General features: G+C 65.8%; 15 protein-coding genes. 6 read left to right on the top strand and 9 right to left on the bottom strand.

All coding sequences use genetic code 11. From position 1 onward, the window contains the following. The first annotated feature begins 9 nt into the window (after nucleotides 1-9). A complete protein-coding gene (locus tag NX774_RS21590) occupies nucleotides 10-1089 on the top strand; it encodes a type II asparaginase (protein ID WP_258824353.1) in 1080 nt (359 codons plus the stop codon). 230 nt (nucleotides 1090-1319) lie between these two features. Here the strand turns inward: NX774_RS21590 and kdoO are convergent, their stop codons facing one another. Beyond that, complete coding sequence (gene kdoO, locus NX774_RS21585; protein ID WP_258824352.1) at nucleotides 1320-2180, bottom strand: Kdo hydroxylase KdoO; 861 nt, start codon at nucleotides 2178-2180, stop codon at nucleotides 1320-1322. 77 nt (nucleotides 2181-2257) lie between these two features. After that, entirely contained in the window at nucleotides 2258-4099 is a 1842-nt protein-coding gene (locus NX774_RS21580) for an ABCB family ABC transporter ATP-binding protein/permease (protein WP_258824351.1), read from the bottom strand. A 62-nt stretch (nucleotides 4100-4161) separates the two neighbouring features. Between NX774_RS21580 and NX774_RS21575 the strand changes: the two genes are divergently transcribed. Continuing rightward, the gene (locus NX774_RS21575; protein WP_258824350.1) at nucleotides 4162-4596 is read left to right on the top strand and encodes an acyl-CoA thioesterase; all 435 of its coding nucleotides are present in this window, start codon (nucleotides 4162-4164) and stop codon (nucleotides 4594-4596) included. Nucleotides 4597-4601: 5 nt separating this feature from the next. Beyond that, complete coding sequence (locus tag NX774_RS21570; protein ID WP_258824349.1) at nucleotides 4602-6176, top strand: alkaline phosphatase D family protein; 1575 nt, start codon at nucleotides 4602-4604, stop codon at nucleotides 6174-6176. Nucleotides 6177-6287: 111 nt separating this feature from the next. Here NX774_RS21570 and NX774_RS21565 read toward each other — a convergent pair whose 3' ends face one another. From NX774_RS21565 to NX774_RS21550, 4 genes are all read right to left on the bottom strand, one after another. Further along, a complete protein-coding gene (locus tag NX774_RS21565) occupies nucleotides 6288-7985 on the bottom strand; it encodes a long-chain fatty acid--CoA ligase (RefSeq protein WP_258824348.1) in 1698 nt (565 codons plus the stop codon). Between the two features lie 210 nt (nucleotides 7986-8195). Continuing rightward, entirely contained in the window at nucleotides 8196-9878 is a 1683-nt protein-coding gene (locus tag NX774_RS21560; protein ID WP_258824347.1) for a long-chain-fatty-acid--CoA ligase, read from the bottom strand. Nucleotides 9879-10048: 170 nt separating this feature from the next. Beyond that, nucleotides 10049-11161, bottom strand: coding sequence for an aminopeptidase (locus NX774_RS21555; RefSeq protein WP_258824346.1), 1113 nt, complete (start codon nucleotides 11159-11161; stop codon nucleotides 10049-10051). A 7-nt stretch (nucleotides 11162-11168) separates the two neighbouring features. After that, nucleotides 11169-13250 (bottom strand): molybdopterin-containing oxidoreductase family protein, encoded by a 2082-nt coding sequence (locus NX774_RS21550; protein ID WP_258824345.1) that lies wholly within the window; start codon nucleotides 13248-13250, stop codon nucleotides 11169-11171. A 151-nt stretch (nucleotides 13251-13401) separates the two neighbouring features. On the opposite strand from NX774_RS21550, the gene NX774_RS21545 reads away from it, so the two are divergent. After that, nucleotides 13402-14595, top strand: coding sequence for a M20 aminoacylase family protein (locus NX774_RS21545; RefSeq protein ID WP_258824344.1), 1194 nt, complete (start codon nucleotides 13402-13404; stop codon nucleotides 14593-14595). A 132-nt stretch (nucleotides 14596-14727) separates the two neighbouring features. On the opposite strand, the gene NX774_RS21540 is transcribed toward NX774_RS21545, so the two are convergent. Then, complete coding sequence (locus NX774_RS21540) at nucleotides 14728-15627, bottom strand: NAD(P)-dependent oxidoreductase (RefSeq protein WP_258824343.1); 900 nt, start codon at nucleotides 15625-15627, stop codon at nucleotides 14728-14730. Between the two features lie 178 nt (nucleotides 15628-15805). Between NX774_RS21540 and NX774_RS21535 the strand changes: the two genes are divergently transcribed. Further along, entirely contained in the window at nucleotides 15806-16309 is a 504-nt protein-coding gene (locus NX774_RS21535) for an acyloxyacyl hydrolase (protein WP_258824342.1), read from the top strand. A 96-nt stretch (nucleotides 16310-16405) separates the two neighbouring features. Beyond that, entirely contained in the window at nucleotides 16406-17845 is a 1440-nt protein-coding gene (locus tag NX774_RS21530) for a DHA2 family efflux MFS transporter permease subunit (RefSeq protein WP_258824341.1), read from the top strand. A gap of 64 nt (nucleotides 17846-17909) precedes the next feature. Here the strand turns inward: NX774_RS21530 and NX774_RS21525 are convergent, their stop codons facing one another. Continuing rightward, entirely contained in the window at nucleotides 17910-18368 is a 459-nt protein-coding gene (locus tag NX774_RS21525) for a hypothetical protein (protein WP_258824340.1), read from the bottom strand. A 134-nt stretch (nucleotides 18369-18502) separates the two neighbouring features. After that, a complete protein-coding gene (locus NX774_RS21520; RefSeq protein ID WP_258824339.1) occupies nucleotides 18503-19015 on the bottom strand; it encodes a hypothetical protein in 513 nt (170 codons plus the stop codon). Nucleotides 19016-19176 lie beyond the last annotated feature (161 nt).

The raw sequence follows: 19176 nt of genomic DNA, 5'->3' as shown, positions 1-19176 counted from the left end.
GAGAAACCCATGCTGTACCAAAAAACCGCCCGCTTCCTGTGGGTGCTGTTCGCGTGCCTGGCCCTGCTGTCGGCCAGCGCGCAGGCGCAGAACGCCAAGCTGCCGAACGTGATGATCCTTGCGACCGGCGGCACCATCGCGGGCACCGGCGCCACCAGCACCACCACCGTGGGCTACACCGCCGCCAAGGTCGGGGTCGAGGCGCTGATCAAGGCGGTGCCGGAGCTGTCGAAGGTGGCCAACGTGAGCGGCGAGCAGGTGTTCCAGATCGCCAGCGAGAGCATGACCAACGAGCACTGGCTCACGCTTGCCAAGCGCGTCAACGCCCTGCTGGCGCAGCCGAACGTGGACGGCATCGTCATCACCCACGGCACCGACACGCTGGAAGAGACCGCGTACTTCCTGAACCTGGTCGTCAAGAGCAAGAAGCCGGTGGTGCTGGTGGGCTCGATGCGCCCGTCCACCGCGATCTCGGCCGACGGCCCGATCAACCTGTACAACGCGGTGGTACTGGCCGGCAGCCAGGAAGCGGTCGGCAAGGGCGTGCTGGTCGCGCTGAACGACCAGATCAACGGCGCGCGCGACGTCACCAAGACCAATACCGTGACCGCGGATACCTTCAAGGCGACCGAGCTGGGCATGCTGGGCTACATCGTGGGCGGCAAGGCGCACTTCTATCGCACCTCGACCCACAAGCACACGGTCGATACCGAGTTCGACGTGGGCAGCCTGAACGCGCTGCCGGCGGTGGACGTGGCGTATTCGTATGCGAACGTGGGCACGGCGGCAGTGGATGCGTTCGTGGCGCAGGGCGACGTGGGCATCGTCCACGCGGGCACCGGCGACGGCAGCCTGCCGGCGCGCACCAAGCCGGCGCTGGTTGCGGCGCGCAAGAAAGGCGTGATCATTGTGCGCTCGAGCCGCGTGGGCCAGGGCATCGTGGCGCGCAACGGCGAGGCGAATGACGACGAGCTCGATTTCGTGGTGTCCGACACGCTCAATCCGCAGAAGGCGCGCATCCTGCTGATGCTGGCGCTGACCAGGACGCATGACACCAAAGAGATCCAGCGGATGTTCTACACCTACTGATCGATCAATCGGCAGCGCATGAACGTCGTCCCCGCGGAGGCGGGGACCCATGCTGAGCGGGCAGGAGAGTTGATGGCGACTCTGCCGCATACGGTCTATGGGTCCCCGCCTCCGCGGGGACGACGTTTTTGGGCCAGTGACTGCTTGCTTCGTTCGCGACCAGGCCGCAATGCGATCGACCTCGGCATGGGTCCCGACTTCCGTCGGGACGACGGGTTGAAGATGCCGGATTAAACCAGCGCGTGCCCCATCATGCGCGTGAGGATGGCCAGCGGGCTGGCATCCGGATCGTACTGCTCCGACGGCGGCAACTGCGCCGTCAGCTCCATCATGTACTGCCCCGACATGGCCGCATGCGGGGTTTGGTCCGAGAAGCACACCCAGGTGGACCCGGCCGGGAACGGCATGGTCAGCTGCGGCCCGTTCTTCTGGTACTCCATGTCCGACTTCATCGCGTCATGCAGCTGCAGCATCAGGTGGTCATACTCGCTGCGCAGCGACTTGGTCACCTTGAACGCCTTGAGCGCCCGCGCCTGCCATGCCGAATACGGCTTTACGCGAGGCAGGAAGCGCTGCGCCACCGTCTCGAACGGCTCGCCCACGCGCCACACCCGCGGCACACCCTCGGGGTTCACGTTGGCGAACACGCGCAGCAGCCGCTCGCCACGGTTGGGGCGCGACGGGAACGCGTCAACGTGCAGCCTGCGGTCGTCCGCGCGCCACGACTGCTCGCGCGTTTCCACCACCGACGGGCGAAAGCTCACCGGCCCGCGCCGTACGTGCTCCATGTAGCGCGGCGCCATGGTGGCCAACAGGCCCTCGGCCTGCTCGCGAAAGCGCTGCATCATTGCCGCCAGCCTCTGCTGGGTGGCCTCGTCGCCGGCGGCGCCTTTCAGCCGGCCGGTAGCGTCCTGGCTGATGTTGCGGCTCTTGGGGTCGCGAATGGCCGGGGTGAACAGCTTGAGCTCGTCCGCGGTAGGCTCAAAGGCCAGGTTGGGGAAGTACAGCACCTTGCCGGCTTCGAGCGCCGTGACCAGCGATGGATCACCCGCGCGCGGACGCTCCGCTATCTCTAGAATTTGATTTTCCATGGAAGACCATTATTCAGGGACCCGGTGCCGCGCGGTCAGGCCACCGGGTCATTTGTTAATCTCGATCAAACGAGATTTTACTCTTCTTCCACTTCCAGCGCTGAGCCCAGCTCTTCCTCCTTGCGGGCCTGCTGGCGCTCCCACATCTGCTTGTACAGCCCATCTTCGGCCAGCAGCGACTGGTGCGTGCCGCGCTCGACGATCCGGCCGTGGTCGAGCACGATGATCTGCTGTGCGTCGGCCACGGTGGACAGCCGGTGCGCGATGACCAGGGTGGTGCGGTTCTTCGCGATCTCCTTGAGCTGTTCCTGGATCGCCTGCTCCGACTTCGAATCGAGCGCCGAGGTGGCTTCGTCGAAGATCAGGATGTCCGGGTTCTTGAGCAGCGTGCGCGCGATCGCCACGCGCTGCTTTTCGCCGCCGGAGAGCTTGAGCCCGCGTTCGCCCACCATGGTCGCGTAGCCGTCCGGCAGGGTCTCGATGAAATCGTGGATCGACGCGGCCCGCGCCGCCGCGATGATGTCTTCGCGGCTGGCGCCCGGGCGGCCGTACGCGATGTTGTATTCGATCGTGTCGTTGAACAGCACCGTATCCTGCGGCACGATGCCGATGTGCTCGCGCAGCGATGCCTGCGTCACGCTGCGAATGTCCTGGCCGTCGATGCTGATGGCGCCCTTGTTCACGTCGTAAAAGCGGAACAGCAGCCGCGCCAGCGTGGATTTGCCCGAGCCGCTGTGGCCGACCACGGCGGTGGTGGTGCCGGCCGGGATGGCGAAATCGACATCGAACAGGATCTGCCGCTTGGGGTCGTAGCTGAACTCGACGTGCGAGAACGCGACCCGCGCGCCATGCGTGCGCAGCGGCTGGGCGCCGGGCGAGTCAGCCACCTCGCGGTTCTGCTCGAGCAGCGAGAACAGGCGCTCCATGTCGGCCAGGCTCTGCTTGATCTCGCGGTAGATCACGCCGAGGAAGTTGAGCGGAATGTACAACTGGATCATGAACGAGTTCACCAGCACCAGGTCGCCCAGCGTCATCTTCCCGTCGATCACGCCCTGCGTGGCGCGCCACAGGATCAGCGTGACGGCGGTGGCGATGATGAGCGACTGGCCGCTGTTGAGCAGCGACAGCGAGGTCTGCGAGCGTACGGCGGCGCTCTCGTACTTCTGCAGGCCCTGGTCGTAGCGCCGCGCCTCGTAGTCCTCGTTGCTGAAGTACTTGACCGTCTCGTAGTTGATCAGCGAATCGATCGCGCGCGTGTTCGCCTTCGAGTCCAGGTCGTTCATCGTGCGCCTGAAGTGCGTGCGCCACTCGGTGACGGTGACCGTGAACGCGATGTACACCACCAGCGCCACCGCCGTGATGACGGTGAACCAGACGTCGTAGTGCAGGGCCAGGTAGCCGAGCACCAGCGCGATCTCCACCAGCGTTGGCAGGATCGAGAACAGCGAATACGAAACCAGCGAACTGACGCCGCGGGTGCCGCGTTCGATATCGCGCGTCATGCCGCCGGTCTGGCGGTTCAGGTGAAAGCGCAGCGACAGCGAGTGCAGGTGCCGGAACACCTTGAGCGCAATGGTGCGCACCGCGCGCTGGGTGACGCGCGCGAACAGGAACTCGCGCAGCTCGGTGAACAAGGTGGTGGCAAAGCGCAGCGCGCCATACGCCACCAGCGCGCCCAGCGGCAGCACCAGCAGCGCCTGCGGGTTGTTCGGGCTGATGGTGAGCGAATCGATCAGCCTCTTGAGCACCAGCGGCACGCCCACGTTGGCCAGCTTGGCGCCGACCAGGCAGGCGAGCGCGGCCAGCACGCGCCACTTGTACACCCACAGGTAGGGGAACAAGGTCTTGAGGGTGGCCCAATCGTTGCGCGGACCGCCTGGCGGCGGCGGGGTATCGGAACGTGCGGAATGGCGGCGCATGGCAGGTGTCTGGGATTTATGGTTCAATTCGGAAGGATTGTAGCCTTTCAGAGAAATTCAAGATGACCACGCCAGAAAATACGAATGCCCCTGTCAATGCACTGCCGGAGGGCAAAATGCCGGTGCTGCGGGTGATGCCGGCGCCGTCGGACGCGAACGTCTATGGCGACGTGTTCGGCGGCTGGATCATGGCCCAGGTCGACATCGCCGGTTCGCTGCCGGCCACCCGGCGCGCCAACGGCCGCGTCGCCACCATTGCGGTCAACTCGTTCCTGTTCAAGCATCCGGTGTTCGTGGGCGACCTGCTGTCGTTCTACGCGGACATCGTCAAGGTCGGCAACACCTCGATCACCGTCTATGTCGAAGTGTACGCCGAGCGCAATCGCCTGCAGACGCACGTGGTCAAAGTGACGGAAGCCACCCTCACCTACGTCGCCACCGGGCCGGACCGCAAGCCGCGCCAGCTGCCGCCGCTCGAATCGCTGATGTCGCAGTAAGCGCGATGGACGCGCGCAGGCGCCTTCTGCTGCTGGGGTCGGCGCGGCTGTCGGCTGCGCTCGCCGTGCCCCTCGTTGGGCGAGCAGCGCCAGCAGATGCCGCCAGGACCAACCCGTTCAGCCTTGGCGTGGCCTCCGGCTCGCCGCTGCCCAATGCGGTGATGTTGTGGACGCGCCTGCTGGCCGACCCGCTTGACGCGGCGTCGATGCCGCCGGTCGCGCTCACGGTGCGCTGGGAGGTGGCCGAGGACGAGCACTTCCGCCGCATCGCGGCCAGGGGTACGGCGGTGGCGGCGCCCGAGCTGGCCCACAGCGTGCATGTGGACGCGCGCGGTCTCGAACCCGGCCGCTGGTACTGGTACCGGTTCATGTACGGCGACGCCGTCAGCCCGGTCGGCCGCACGCGCACCGCGCCCGCGCGCGACGCGCTACCGTCGATGCTCAGGCTCGCGGTTGCATCGTGCCAGCATTGGGAATACGGCAGCTATGCCGCGCACCGGCACATCGTGCGCGAAGCGCCCGACCTGGTGGCGTTCTTGGGCGACTATATTTACGAATGGGGGCCGTTCCAGCTGCGCCACCCGGACAAGCCGCAGCGCGTCAACGAATCGTTCACGCTGGAGCAGTACCGGGCGCGCTACGCGCAGTACAAGAGCGACCCGGACCTGCAGGCCGCGCACTTGGCAGCGCCATGGATCGTGACCTGGGACGACCACGAGGTGGCGAACGATTACGGCGGCCTGCGCGACGAGCGGCTGGCGCCTGACTTCCCGGACCGCCGTGCTGCGGCCTACCAGGCGTTTTACGAACACATGCCGGTGCGCCTGCCCGATCCGCGCAGCTTTGCCAGCGTGCGCATGTACCAGCGCTACGACTGGGGCCGGCTGGCGCGCTTCCACGTGCTGGACGATCGCCAGTACCGCACGCCGCAAGCCTGCGCCAAGCCTGGCCGTGGCGGCTCGAACGTGGTCAACGCGCGCGCCTGCGCCGAGCTGCGCGATCCCGCGCGCACGATGCTGGGCGGCGAGCAGGAGGACTGGCTCGCGCAGGGACTGGCCACGTCGCGCGCGCGCTGGAACATCCTGGCGCAGCAAACGCTGATGGCGCAGACCACTTACGCGCCCATCGTCACGCCCGAGGACGGGCGCTTCTGGACCGATGGCTGGGACGGCTACCCGCTGGCGCGACGCCGGCTGCTCGACAGCCTGGTGAAAAGCGGCGCCACCAATCCGCTGGTGCTGGGTGGGGACGTGCACACGTTCTACGCGACCGAGCTGCGCGCGGATTTCAGCCGGCCGGAATCGGCGCAGAACCGGGTGCTGGCCACCGAGTTCTGCGGCACCTCGGTGACGTCGAATTCACGGCCGCAGGCGCGCACGCTGGAATACCTGACGCGCAACCCGCACATCAAGTACGGGCGCAGCGACAAGCGCGGCTACATGATGCTGGAGGTGACGCCCAGCGCCACCAATGCGCGCTTCTTGGGGCTGGATGACGTGCGCAACGTGCAGTCGGGCGCGGCGCCGCTTGCTACGTTCCGCGTCGATGATGGCCGGCCTGGGCTTGTGCAGACTGGCTGACGACCCAACTACAAACTCCCGCACGTCGTCCCCGCGCAGGCGGGGACCCATGCTGAGCGTCCAGTCACGCGGTCTATGGGTCCCCGCCTGCGCGGGGACGACGGGTTGGTGTTAATGGCTCGCGGCAGGCACCGCCGGCTTTTCATCGCGCAGCTCGCGCCGCAGGATCTTGCCCACGTTCGTCTTCGGCAGCGCATCGCGGAACTCGATGTGCTTGGGCCGCTTGTAGCCGGTCAGCTCCTGCTTGCACCATGCCATGAGCTCTTCCGCCGTCAGGTTCGGATCGCGCCGCACCACGTACAGCTTGACCGCCTCGCCCGAGTGCTCGTCCGGCACGCCCACGCAGGCCACCTCGAACACGCCCGGATGCGCCGCGACCACCTCCTCGACTTCGTTCGGGTACACGTTAAAGCCCGAAACGAGGATCATGTCCTTCTTGCGGTCGACGATGCGCGTGTAGCCGCGCTGGTCCATCACGCCGATGTCGCCGGTCTTGAAGAAGCCGTCCGCAGTCATGACCTTGGCCGTTTCGTCGTCGCGCTGCCAGTACCCCGCCATCACCTGCGGCCCGCGCACGGCGATCTCGCCAGCCTGGCCGAACGGGAGCACCTTGCCGTCGTCATCGAGGATCTCCACTTCGGTGGACGGCAGCGGCAGCCCGATGGTGCCGGTGAAGTCCTTGATGTCGCAGCGGTTCGCGGTGACCACCGGCGAGGTCTCGGACAGGCCGTAGCCTTCGACGATCGGCGTGCCGGTCATCGCCAGCCATTTGTCAGCGACCGCCTTCTGCACCGCCATGCCGCCGCCGTTACAGACCAGGAAGCTGGAGAAATCGAGCTTGGCGAAGTCCGGATTGTGGAGCAGCCCGTTGTACAGCGTATTCACGGCCGGGAAGATGTTGATGCGGTACTTCGAGAGCTCCTTGACGAAGCCCGGAATGTCGCGCGGGTTCGGGATCAGCAGGTTCAGGCCGCCGGTACGCTGTCCCATCAGCGCGCAGATCGTGAGCGCGTAGATGTGGTACAGCGGCAGCGCACACACGAACTGCAGCTGCTGCCCCTCGGGCTGCTTCGACATGGTCGGCTTGAGCCAGGCCTCGTTCTGCAGCACGTTGGCGATCACGTTCCGGTGCAGCAGCACGGCGCCTTTCGAGATGCCGGTGGTGCCGCCGGTGTACTGCAGGAAGGCGATGTCGTCGTGCCCCAGTCGCACCGGCGTGAACTTCATGCGCGCGGCATCGGCCAGCATCTTGTTGAATCCGACCGCGCCCGCGATCTCGTAGCGCGGCACCATCTTCTTCACATTGCGCACCACGAAGTTGACGAGCGCGCCCTTGAGCGTGCCGAGCAGGTCGCCCATCGACGCCACCACCACATGCTTGACGCTGGTGTGCGCAATCACCTGTTCCAGCGTGTGCGCAAAGTTCTCGAGCACGACGATGGCCTCGGCGCCCGAGTCCACCAGCTGGTGCTGCAGCTCGCGCGGCGTGTACAGCGGATTGACGTTGACGATGGTGCAGCCCGCGCGCAGCACGGCCGCCATCGCGATCGGGTATTGCAGCACGTTGGGCATCATGATCGCCACGCGCGCGCCCTGCTTCAATCCGCGGTTCTGCAGCCATGCCGCCATCTGCTGCGACATGCGGTCCACCTCGGCGTAGGTGAGCGTCTTGCCCATGCAGGCATACGCGGGACGATCGGCATACTTGCGGAAGGACTCTTCCAGCAGGTGCGTCAGGGAGCGGTACTGCGTCCAGTCGATCTCCGCCGGCACGCCCTCCTGATACCACTTCAGCCAAAACCTATCCATTCATGCCTCGCCTTCTTCTTGTGCTATCCAACAAACTGCAAAACCGTACCACCTGGCGTGGTGCCGGTAGGGTGGGCGGGTCTCCCGCCCACGCGTTCAAATCACAGCGCTCATGTCGCTGCCGTACGTGGCTGCGCATGCGTCAATTGGACGCGTGGGCGGGAAACCCGCCCACCCTACGCAACCATGCGCCGCCGTTCCCGCGCGTGCTTACGCGGCTTGCGCCTCCTCGCGCAGCGCGCGCCGCAGGATCTTGCCGACGTTCGTCTTCGGCAGCTCGTCGCGGAATTCGATGTACTTCGGTTTCTTGTAGCCGGTGAGCTGCTGCTTGCAGTACTCCATGAGCTGGTCCGCCGTCAGGTTCGGGTCACGCCGCACCACGAACACCTTGACCGCCTCGCCCGAGTGCTGGTCCGGCACGCCGACCACCGCGCATTCGAGCACGCCGGCATGCGCCGCGATCACCGCTTCCAGCTCGTTCGGGTACACGTTAAAGCCGGACACGAGGATCATATCCTTCTTGCGATCGACGATCTTGACGTAACCGTTCTCGTCCATCACGCCCACGTCGCCCGACTTGAAGTAGCCGTCGCCGGTCATGACCTTGGCCGTTTCGTCCGGGCGGTTCCAGTAGCCGGCCATCACCTGCGGGCCGCGGATCGCGATCTCGCCGGGCTGGCCGAGCGCGACCTCGTTGCCGTCGTCGTCGAGGATCGCAATCTCGGTGGACGGCAGCGGCAGGCCGATGGTGCCGGTGTAGACCGGCACGTCGCAGCGGTTGGCGGTGGCCACCGGCGAGGTCTCGGACAGGCCGTAGCCTTCGGTGATGTGGGTGCCCGTGACCTGCTTCCACTTGTCGTTGACGGCGGCCTGCACCGCCATGCCGCCGCCATTGCAAAGTCGCAGGCCCGAGAAATCGACCTTGGCGAAATCGGGATGGTTGGCCAGCGCGTTGAACAGCGTATTCACGGCCGGGAACATGTTGACCTGGTACTTCGAGAGCTCCTTGATGAAGCCCGGGATGTCGCGCGGGTTCGGGATCAGGAGGTTGAGCGCGCCGGCGCGCATGCCCCACAGCGCGCAGACGGTGAGCGCGAAGATGTGGTACAGCGGCAGCGCGCACACGATGGTGGATTGCTCGAGGATCGGCTCGCGCGTCATCACCGGCTTGGACCATTCCTCCATCTGCAGCACGTTGGCGGTCACGTTGCGGTGCGTGAGCGTGGCGCCTTTCGAGATGCCGGTGGTGCCGCCGGTGTACTGCAAAAAGGCGATGTCGCTGGCCTTCACGTCCTGCGCGGTGAACGTCATCCTGGCGCCCTGCGCCAGCGCGTCCTTGAAGCGCACCATGTTCGGGATCGTGAACTCGGGCACCATCTTCTTCACGTTGCGCACCACGAAGTTGACCAGCATGCCCTTTACGCCGCCGAGCATCTCGCCCATGCTGGCCACGACCACGTGGCGCAGCTGGGTCTTGCCCAGCACCTCTTCGACCGTGTGCGCGAAGTTCTCCAGCACGATGATCGCCTCGGCGCCCGAGTCGCGGATCTGGTGCTCGAGTTCGCGCGCGGTGTACAGCGGGTTGACGTTGACCACCACATAGCCCGCGCGCAGGATCGCGGCCAGCGCAATCGGATACTGCAGCACGTTGGGCATCATGATCGCCACGCGCGCGCCCTTGGCCATGCCGCGGCTTTGCAGCCAGGCGGCCAGGCGCTTCGAGTAGGCGTCCAGCTCGCCGTAGGTCAGGAACTTGTCCATGCAGACGTACGCGTTGCGTCCGGCGTACTTCTGGAAGGCTTCTTCCAACAAGTGCACCAGCGAGTGGTATTGGTCGGGATTGATGTCAGCCGGTACCCCGGGCGGGTACGACTTGAGCCAAATTTTATCCATCGGGCGCCTCTGTCTCGAATGTAGTTATCGTGTGGGGCCGCTACGCAGGCCAGGCAAAGCGACAGCCGCGCGGCGCGCACGGATGCCTTGTGGCTTTGCCATTGCTGCTGTGATGCTATCGGGCAGAGCGCCGCTGTGCAAGCGCTTTTGCCCGGTTTGGAGTTTGTCCTCTAGCGCGAGGCGTCGATGGTGCGCTGCAGCACGGGCAGCGCCGGAAGGGTCGCGCCAAGGGACTTGAGCACGCGGTTGCGGTCGTCGCGCTCGAGGTCGGCGATGCGGCGCACTGCACGGTAGAACGCCGGGAAGGACTTTTCGCGCGCCAGCAGGTGGCGGAACGCCGGCACGAAGTCGTTGTAGGTGGCGATCGAGGCCAGGTGGGCGTTGGAGAGCGGCTCGGCGAAGAACTTGTCGTAGCCGGCATAGCCGCCCCAGCGCACCTTCAGGTCCTGGTAGTCGTCCTTCAGGCGCGCGAACAGCTGTGCCTTGGCCTGCCGCTTGGCGCCGTCGCTGACCGGCGACTTGTAGGTGTGCTCGAGCTCCTTGCGGTACTTGAGCAGCAGCTCCAGGAAGTCATGCTTGCGCGTGCTGTACTTGTCGTAGGCCTCGCGCATGGCCGGGTTGCCGAAGCGGTCCAGCCAGCGCTCCACGCCGGCCTGCTCGACCGTGCTGGCGAAGGACTCGTTGAACTGCGAGTCGCCCGGCACGTACACGATCTGGTGCGCGAGCTCATGGAAGATCAGGCGCGCCAGCTCCGCGTCGGGATAGTTGATGAAGGTCGAGACCAGCGGGTCGCTGAACCAGCCCAGCGTCGAGTAGGCCGGCACGCCGCCCACTTCCACGTCGTTGCCCTGCGCGCGCAGTTCGTTGGCATACTGCTGCGCGTCTGCCTTGCTGTAGTAGCCGCGGTAGTTCACGCATCCGGCCACCGGGAAGCACCACTCCAGCGGTTGCAGCGACAGTTCGGGCGTGGCCACCACGTTCCACAGCACGTACGGGCGCTTGAGGGCAGCGTAGTTCTTGTAGCTGTTATTGTCCGGCAGCGCCATCTCCTGCACCGCGAAGCGGCGGATCTGGCGCGCGGTCTCGAGGCGATGGCGCAGCTTGGGATTGGTGGCCGGGTCGGCCAGCCAGTCGTCGATCGGCTTCGCGTCCGAGAGCAGTTCAAGCTGGCCCTGCGCCGCCTGGGTGTAGTAGTTCAGCGTGGAGCAGCTGGCCAGCAGGCCGGCAGCCGCCCCCGCGACGAGCAGGGTGCGCAGCGGTCGGGTGATTCTGAAGCGTTTCATCGTCGATTCAGGGCGCGGCTTTTTCTACCTGCACCAGTAAGTCGTAGAAGGTCGGCCCGCGCCCCATGTCGGTCAGGTGCTGGCTGGTTACTTCGTTGGCGTTCCTGCCGTCGCTGGCGAGCTTCTTCCACCAGACCGACAGCGCCACCACCAGGCCTTCGCGCGCCTTGTCGGTCACGCGCGCGCGGGCCACGAACGAGCCGCGGTCGTTGAAGATGCGGGCCATGTCGCCGTGCGCAATCCCGCGCGCGGCAGCATCGTTCGGATGGATGTCCAGGTGCGGCTCGCCTTCGGTGGCGCGCAGGCTCTGCACGTTCACAAAGGTGGAGTTGAGGAAGTTGCGGGCCGGTGGCGAAATCATCGACAGCGGGTACTTGGCCGCCAGCGCCGGATTGGAGGCGACCGATTCGTACGGCGCAATGTAGGCCGGCACCGGGTCCAGTCCGTCGGCCGCCATGGCGCTCGAATAGAACTCGCACTTGCCCGACGGGGTCGGGAAGCCGCCTTCGGCAAACGGCGCCTCTGGCATGTTGAGCTTTTGCCAGCCGCGGCGCTTGAGCGACTCCCAATCGAAATGGATGGCGCGCGGGTGGCTCTTGTCGAAGGCCTGGGCCGCGAGCTCGTCGTCGGTTTCGCGGAACAGCGGATCGTCAAAGCCCATGCGCGCGGCGAGCAGGCGGAAGATCTCGGCGTTCGACTTGGCTTGGCCCAGTGGCGCGATCGCGGCGTTATTGGCCATCATGTACAGGTGGCCGTACGCCAGGTGCGCGTCCACATGCTCGAGCTGTGTGGTCGCGGGCAGCACGATGTCGGCATAGTCGACAGTGTCGGTGGCGAAGTGTTCGAGCACGACCGTGAACAGGTCCTCGCGCGCAAAGCCCTGCTGCACCTTGGGCGACTCGGGCGCCACCGCGACCGGATTGGAGTTGTACACCACCACCGCTTCGATCTTCGGACCGAACCCGGGCGATGCGTCGGCCAGCAGCGCGTCGCCGATCTGCACCATGTTCACCGAGCGCGGCTTGCGGCCGGCCAGCAGGTCCGGGCGCTGCAGCGCCGGTTTGTTGGCCGGGAACGAGCCGGAGGTCGACAACTGCACGCCGCCGGCAGCGTGACGCCATGCGCCCACCAGCGCCGGCAGGCAGGTCACGTTACGCACCGCCATGCCGCCGCCATGCACGCGCTGGATGCCGTAGTTCAGGCGGATCGCCACCGGCTCGCCGCGGCGCGCCGCCAGGCCGTATTCGCGCGCCAGGTTCACCACCTCGTCCACGCTGATGCCGCAGGTGGCGGCGGTGCGCTCGGGAGTCCACTCGGCCGCGCGTTCCTTCAATGCCTCGAAACCGAGCGTGTAGCGCTCGATGTAGTCGTGGTCGAGCAGGTCTTCCGCGATCAGCACGTGCATCATGCCCAGCGCCAGCGCCGCGTCCGTACCCGGCAGCAGCGCGATGTGCTGGTGGCACTTCTCGGCGGTGAGCGAGCGGTACGGGTCGATCGCAATCAGCTTGGCGCCGCGCCGCTTGGCTTCCTGCGCGCGCGTCCAGAAATGCAGGTTCGACGCGATCGGGTTGCCGCCCCAGATCAGGATCAGCTTCGCGTCCTGGAAGTGTTCGAGATCGGTGCCGATGGAGCCGCCGATCGTGTACTTGTAGCCGGTGAAGCCCGCCGTGGCGCAGATGGTACGCTCGAGCAGCGACGCGCCAAGCTTGTTGAAAAAGCGGGAAGACATCGCCTCGCCCTGCACCAGCCCCATGGTGCCGCAGTAGCTGTACGGGACGATGGCCTGCGGGTCGCGCGCGGCGATTTCGGACAGGCGCCGTGCGATCTCGTCGAGCGCCTCGTCCCAGCTGATGCGCTCGAACTTGCCCTCGCCCTTCTTGCCGACGCGGCGCAGCGGGTGCAGCAGCCGGTCGGGATGGTAGGTGCGCTCCACATAGCGCGACACCTTCGTGCACAGCACGCCAGCCGTGGTCGGGTGGTCCGGATCGCCCTTCACTTCCGTCGCCACGCCGTCTTTCACGGTGACGAGCAGGGCGCAGGTGTCGGGGCAATCGTGGGGGCAGGCGGCCCGGACTACGGTGGTGGTCATGAGGGAGGGTTCCAGCGAAAAAAACGTCGGTAAACCAATACTTTATACGAAGACGGCCCCGCTTGTGGCGGGTGTAGATGAGATTTGGCCAGAAGGCTTACAATAGTTTTTCAAATGGCATGGCATGCCCGCAACAGATTGGAGGCAATGGATGAAACTGGTCGAACCTATCCTCGCGTTTCAGCAAGAACTACAGCACATCCGGCGCGACCTGCACGCCCATCCGGAGCTGTGCTACGAAGAGCAGCGCACCGCTGACGTGGTGGCCGCCAGGCTGGCCGAATGGGGCATTCCGGTGGTGCGCGGCCTGGGCGTCACCGGCGTGGTCGGCATCATCAAAAACGGCAACTCGCCGCGCGCGATCGGCCTGCGCGCGGACATGGACGCACTGCCGATGCAGGAACTGAACACCTTTGGGCACGCGTCGCGCCACAGCGGCAAGATGCACGCCTGCGGCCACGACGGCCACACCGCCATGCTGCTGGGCGCGGCGCGCTACCTGGCCGAGCATCGCCACTTCGACGGCACTGTGTACCTGATTTTCCAGCCGGCCGAGGAAGGCGGCGGCGGCGCCAAGCGCATGATCGAAGACGGGCTGTTCGACAAATACCCGATGGAGGCGGTGTACGGCATGCACAACTGGCCGGGCATCCCGGTCGGGCAGTTCGGCGTGGTGGCCGGGCCGCAGATGGCCTCGTCCAACGAGTTCCGCGTGGTCGTCAAGGGCAAGGGTGCGCACGCGGCCCAGCCGCACCGCGGCATCGACCCGGTGATGGTGGCGGTGCAGATCGCGCAAGCCTGGCAGACGATCGTCTCGCGCGAGAAGAACCCGCTCGATACGGCCGTGCTGTCGATCACGCAGATCCACGCGGGCAGCGCCACCAACGTGATCCCCGACGAAGCGGTGATGGTGGGCACGGTGCGCACCTTTACCACCGGCGTGCTCGACCTGATCGAAAAGCGGATGCAGGAGATTGCAGGCGGCGTGGCGGCCGGCTTTAACGCGAGCATCGACTTCGAGTTCGACCGTAATTACCCGCCGCTGGTCAACCACGCGCGCGAAACCGCGTTCGCGGTCGAGGCGATGAAGGCGGTGGTGGGCGAAGCGAACGTGGACACGAACGTCGAGCCGACGATGGGCGCGGAAGACTTTGCCTACATGCTGCAGGCAAAGCCGGGCTGCTACGTCTTCATCGGCAACGGCGAAGGCGAACACCGCGCGCATGGCCATGGCCTGGGGCCGTGCCAGCTGCACAACGCGAGCTATGACTTCAACGACCAGCTGCTGCCGATCGGCGCCAGCTACTGGGTGCGCCTGACGGAGATGAGCCTGCCGGTAGCTTGACCCTCCACCTTTAGCATCAACCCGTCGTCCCGGCGAAGGCCGGGACCCATGCTGAGTTCACCGACACGCGCCGTGGCCTCGCCCCCATCGACTCACGCTCAGCATGGGTTCCGGCTTGCGCCGGAACGACGGTTAAGGCAACTTGTCGGGGCCTTTCCCTACCCGCTTCCCCGGATTATCCCGCTCCAGCCCGATCAGCGCCGCACTGTGGTCCGCCTTTGCCAGCTCGTGCTCGATCGCCGCATAGCGCCGCTCGGCCAGCTCGGCAAACGGCAGCGTCAGGCCGGCCTGGTGCGCCGCCGCCAGCACATTGCGGTGATCCTTCACCTGGCTTTTCACCTGCCCGCCGGGCATGAAGTCGCGGTCGAGCATGCGCTGTCCGTGCACCTCCAGAATGCGGCTGCCGGCAAAGCCGCCGCGGATCGCCTCGCGCACTGCCGCCGCGTCCGCGCCGGCCGCTTCAGCCAGCAGCAGCGCCTCGGCCACGATGTTGATCGTCGCGCCCACGATGAGCTGGTTGCACAGCTTGGCCACCTGTCCGCTGCCAACCGGCCCCACACGCATCGGCGTTCCCATCACGCGCAGCACCGGCTCGGCCTCGGCGAAGTCCTCTTCGCTGGCGCCGGCCATGATCGCGAGGGTAGCCGCTTGCGCACCGCCCACGCCGCCCGACACCGGCGCGTCGATGAAACGCACCTGCCGCTCGCGCAGCAGCATCGAGAACGCCAGCGCCTCGTCCTGCCTGGTCGAGCTCATGTCGATCCACAGCGCGCCCGGCTGCAGCGACGGCAGCGCCGCCTCGATCACGTCGCGCACCGCCGGTCCGGCCTCGAGCATGGAGATAACAATAGCCGCACCGCGCACGGCCTGGCCCAGGTCGGCATGCGGCTCGGCGCCGGCGCCGCGCAGCGCGTCGGCCTTGTGCGCGCTGCGGTTCCAGGCGCGCAGCGGATAGCCGGCCTGCGCCAGCCGGGTCGCCATCGGGCCGCCCATCAGGCCGATGCCGAGAAATGCCAGGGTTGGCAAAGTCATGGTGTCCTCACAAGATGTCACTGTACGATTTTAACAACCGGCCGAACGCAGCGCGGAATCGCCGTGACCAGTACAATAACTGGCACAGCCAGCAGCATCGGCGTCAACTCGAGAAAAGAAATAACCCATGGTCTCTATTCGTAAAGTCGCAAAATCGGTGGCGGCATTGGCCGCGTTGATGGTATCCCACGCAAGCTTCGCAGGCGACGGGCTGGATTCGTACTCGCTCGAACTGGGCGCGGGCGACCAGGTAGGCATGGTGCGCGCCGCGGTCCAGAAGGACTGGAACGTGCAGTGGTTCGCGTCGAACGGCCGCCACCTGGGCGGCTACTGGGACGCCAACATCGCCTTCTGGCGCGGCACCGACTACCGGCACGTCTCGGGCCAGAACCAGAACCTGTGGGTGATCGGCGTGACGCCGGTGTTCCGCTACCAGAACGACAACAAGCTGGGCTGGTACGCGGAGGGCGGCATCGGCGCCAGCCTGTTCTCGGAGCTGTACAACAACGCCGGCAACCGCCTGTCCACCGCGTACGAGTTCGCCGACCACATCGGCGTGGGCTATGTGCTCGACAACAAATGGGACATCAGCGCGCGCATCCAGCACTACTCCAACGGCGGCATCAAGCACCCGAACAGCGGTGTGAACTGGGCCGTGCTGCGCGTGGCGCGTCCGTTCTAATTCCTGCTGTCCGGTTGAAATCGGCTTCTTCCGGTTTGTGTGAAAATCGGGTTGGTGCCCGCGCTTGGCGGGCCCACCCGACAGGAAGAATCTCGATTGGATAGTTCCAGCACCGCCAAGAAATACCTGCCGTGGCTGGTCGCGACTGCCCTGTTCATGGAGCAGCTCGACGCCACCATCGTCAATACCGCCGTTCCCAGCATCGCGGCCAGCCTCAACGTCACGCCGCTGAGCCTGAAGTCGGTGGTCACCAGCTACATCCTCAGCCTGGCTGTCGGCATCCCCGTGAGCGGCTGGATTGCGGACCGCTTCGGCACGCGCCGCGTGTTCGGCAGCGCCATCGCCCTGTTCACGTTTGCGTCCGTGTTGTGCGGGCTGTCGCTCAACGCGCCGATGATGGTGGCCGCGCGCCTGCTGCAGGGCATTGGCGGCGCGCTCATGATGCCGGTCGGGCGCCTGACCATCGTGCGCACCTTTCCCAAATCGGAACTGCTGGGCGCGATGAACTTCGTGATCATCCCGGCGCTGATCGGCCCGCTGCTGGGGCCGACGGTGGGCGGCGTGATCGTGCACCTGGTGTCGTGGCGCGCAATCTTCTTCATCAACGTGCCGGTCGGGCTGGCCGCGCTGTTCCTCGTGTACCGCTACATGCCGGATTACCACGGCCAGGAGCGGCGGCCGCTCGACGTGGTTGGCCTGATCCTGTTCAGCAGCGGCACAGCCATCCTGTCGTGGCTGCTCGAGATCTTTGGCGAGCACACGCTCGACCCGATGACCGCCGGCCTGATGCTGGTGCTGTCGATTGCCCTGCTCGGCGCCTATGCCTGGCATGCGGCGCAACGCAAGTACCCGCTGCTGCGCCTGTCGCTGCTGCGCATTCGCACCTTCCGCATTTCCGTGCTCGGCGGTTTCTTGACGCGGCTGGGCGTAGGCGGCATGCCTTTCCTGCTGCCGCTGCTGTACCAGGTGGGCCTGGGCCTGCCGGCATGGCATTCCGGCCTGCTGATGATGCCCACCGCTGCGGCGGCCATGGGCATGAAGCTGATCGCGCCGCGCGTGCTGGGCCGGTTCGGCTACCGGCAGGTGCTGGTGGTGAACACGGTGTGCATCGGGCTGACCATCGGCCTGTTTGCGCTGGTCGGGCCGGGCACGCCCACGGCGATCATCATCGCCATCGGCCTGCTGCAGGGCTTTTTCAACTCGCTGCAGTTTTCCAGCATGAACACGCTGGCCTATGCGGACGTCGGGCAGAAAGACACGAGCATGGCGAGCACCATTTCCAGCTCATTGCAGCAATTGTCCATGAGCTTTGGCCTGGCCGCGGGCACGCTGATCACTGCCTGGTTTCTGGGCAATGTGCCGCAGACAAACCAGCCCATGGTCGAAAGCGCCCTGCATCACGCCTTCATCGCGCTGTCGGTGCTGACGATCGCTTCGTCGGCCGTGTTCTGGGCCCTGAAGCCCAACGATGGCGAGAGCATCAGCAAGGGGGCCAAGCGCCGCGCCGACGAGGAGTCAACGTCAGCGGCACAATAAGGACGCCCACGCCGGCTTGATCGCTCGATCAGCCCACCCCACCGGTGGGCTGATGCCGCTTCCCTTAACGCCGGGAAGGCTTATCCGGTGCGTGCGGCTTGCTCGTGAAATCGGACGCCGGCTCGTCGAGACCGGGCTTGCGGTTGTGCGCACCGGAAGCGCCCGCTTGCGGTTCCGCCTGCCGGCTTTCCTGCGCACCGGCGTGCTGGTACTGCTCCAGCCCGCCGTAGCCTGATTGCTGGCTCTCCCCGCGCCGTTGTTCTTCCGCGCGGGCCTGCATGCGCTGCGCCTGCTGGCGCGCGCTCCAGCCAGACTGCTGGGATCCGGCGCCACCGTACTGTCCGCCCTGGGACTGCATGTTTTCGGATTGCCGCGAGCCGTGCAGCAAGCCGGCATCGCGGTCCTCCAGCTTGCCCGGCCCGGCACCAGGCGAGCGCGACTGCAGGCTGCCTTCCGCAACCGGAACGATCTTCTCCTTGGTGCCTGCCTTGTTGGGTCCTTGGCCCTTCTGTTTCGAGCTCATGTGCTGATCCTCCCTGAACGGCGCGTCCTCATGACGCTATCGGACGATCATGAGGGCGGCGCTGCACATGGACTATCGGACTAAGGACTAATCCCGTGTAGGAAGGGACTGACTTTTGTTCGGGCGGCGCGTGCTTATTGCTGCGGAATGTCCATGCCCTTCCAACCGGCGTGGGCAAAGTGGGTACCGTATGCGTCCAGGGCCTCGGCCATACGATGCAATCCGTCCATGCGCGGCTTGGCCGGTGCCTTGCCCGCCATCACCCCGCTGGCAGCCATCATCTCCGAGATCACGACATGCAACTGCGCATCCGCGTCGGGGTCCAGCTTGCAGTTCTGCACGATCTTGGCGAGCTCGCGATCGATGCGCTTGGCCGCGTCGGCGTAGAGGGCGTCGCTTTCCTTGCCCGCATGCGCATTGGCCATCGTGGTAGCCGTGACCTCGCGAATGGTGCTCATGCCCTTGCGCAGCGGCAGATCGGTTGGCCACTTCTTGCCGTCCTTGAGTTCCACCTTGATGGGTTGGGGCTTGCCCATCGCACCGTGATCGTGACCGTGGCCGTGCTCATGCTCGTGCTGGCCGGCAGCGAATGCGAACAACGGGACGGCCAGGAACAGGGCGAATGTGAGTGATTTGGTGCGCGGCATAGTCTGGGATGGCGAACAAGAATGGATCAATGCTAGCACCAAGCGGTCCGCCAAAGAACGAACCTGGTTCAAGAAACCCAAAACAAAAAAGCCCCGTCGGTACCAAACGCGATCTCGAGCGCGTTCAGGCTACGGGGCTTTTCCAAAAGCGAAAAAGCCCA

The sequence above is a fragment of the Massilia agilis genome (assembly GCF_024756255.1).
GTDB lineage: Bacteria > Pseudomonadota > Gammaproteobacteria > Burkholderiales > Burkholderiaceae_D > Telluria > Telluria agilis.
Note: the sequence above shows the minus strand (reverse complement) of the source record. Positions and strands in the feature narration are given on the sequence as shown.

Coding starts and splice junctions, on each gene's coding strand:
- NX774_RS21535 (WP_258824342.1), top strand. CDS start 15,806: ATGGTATCCCACGCAAGCTTCGCAGGCGACGGGCTGGATTCGTACTCG.
- NX774_RS21580 (WP_258824351.1), bottom strand. CDS start 4,099: ATGCGCCGCCATTCCGCACGTTCCGATACCCCGCCGCCGCCAGGCGGT.
- NX774_RS21525 (WP_258824340.1), bottom strand. CDS start 18,368: ATGAGCTCGAAACAGAAGGGCCAAGGACCCAACAAGGCAGGCACCAAG.
- NX774_RS21570 (WP_258824349.1), top strand. CDS start 4,602: ATGGACGCGCGCAGGCGCCTTCTGCTGCTGGGGTCGGCGCGGCTGTCG.
- NX774_RS21520 (WP_258824339.1), bottom strand. CDS start 19,015: ATGCCGCGCACCAAATCACTCACATTCGCCCTGTTCCTGGCCGTCCCG.
- NX774_RS21560 (WP_258824347.1), bottom strand. CDS start 9,878: ATGGATAAAATTTGGCTCAAGTCGTACCCGCCCGGGGTACCGGCTGAC.
- NX774_RS21550 (WP_258824345.1), bottom strand. CDS start 13,250: ATGACCACCACCGTAGTCCGGGCCGCCTGCCCCCACGATTGCCCCGAC.
- NX774_RS21545 (WP_258824344.1), top strand. CDS start 13,402: ATGAAACTGGTCGAACCTATCCTCGCGTTTCAGCAAGAACTACAGCAC.
- NX774_RS21575 (WP_258824350.1), top strand. CDS start 4,162: ATGACCACGCCAGAAAATACGAATGCCCCTGTCAATGCACTGCCGGAG.
- NX774_RS21555 (WP_258824346.1), bottom strand. CDS start 11,161: ATGAAACGCTTCAGAATCACCCGACCGCTGCGCACCCTGCTCGTCGCG.
- kdoO (WP_258824352.1), bottom strand. CDS start 2,180: ATGGAAAATCAAATTCTAGAGATAGCGGAGCGTCCGCGCGCGGGTGAT.
- NX774_RS21565 (WP_258824348.1), bottom strand. CDS start 7,985: ATGGATAGGTTTTGGCTGAAGTGGTATCAGGAGGGCGTGCCGGCGGAG.
- NX774_RS21540 (WP_258824343.1), bottom strand. CDS start 15,627: ATGACTTTGCCAACCCTGGCATTTCTCGGCATCGGCCTGATGGGCGGC.
- NX774_RS21590 (WP_258824353.1), top strand. CDS start 10: ATGCTGTACCAAAAAACCGCCCGCTTCCTGTGGGTGCTGTTCGCGTGC.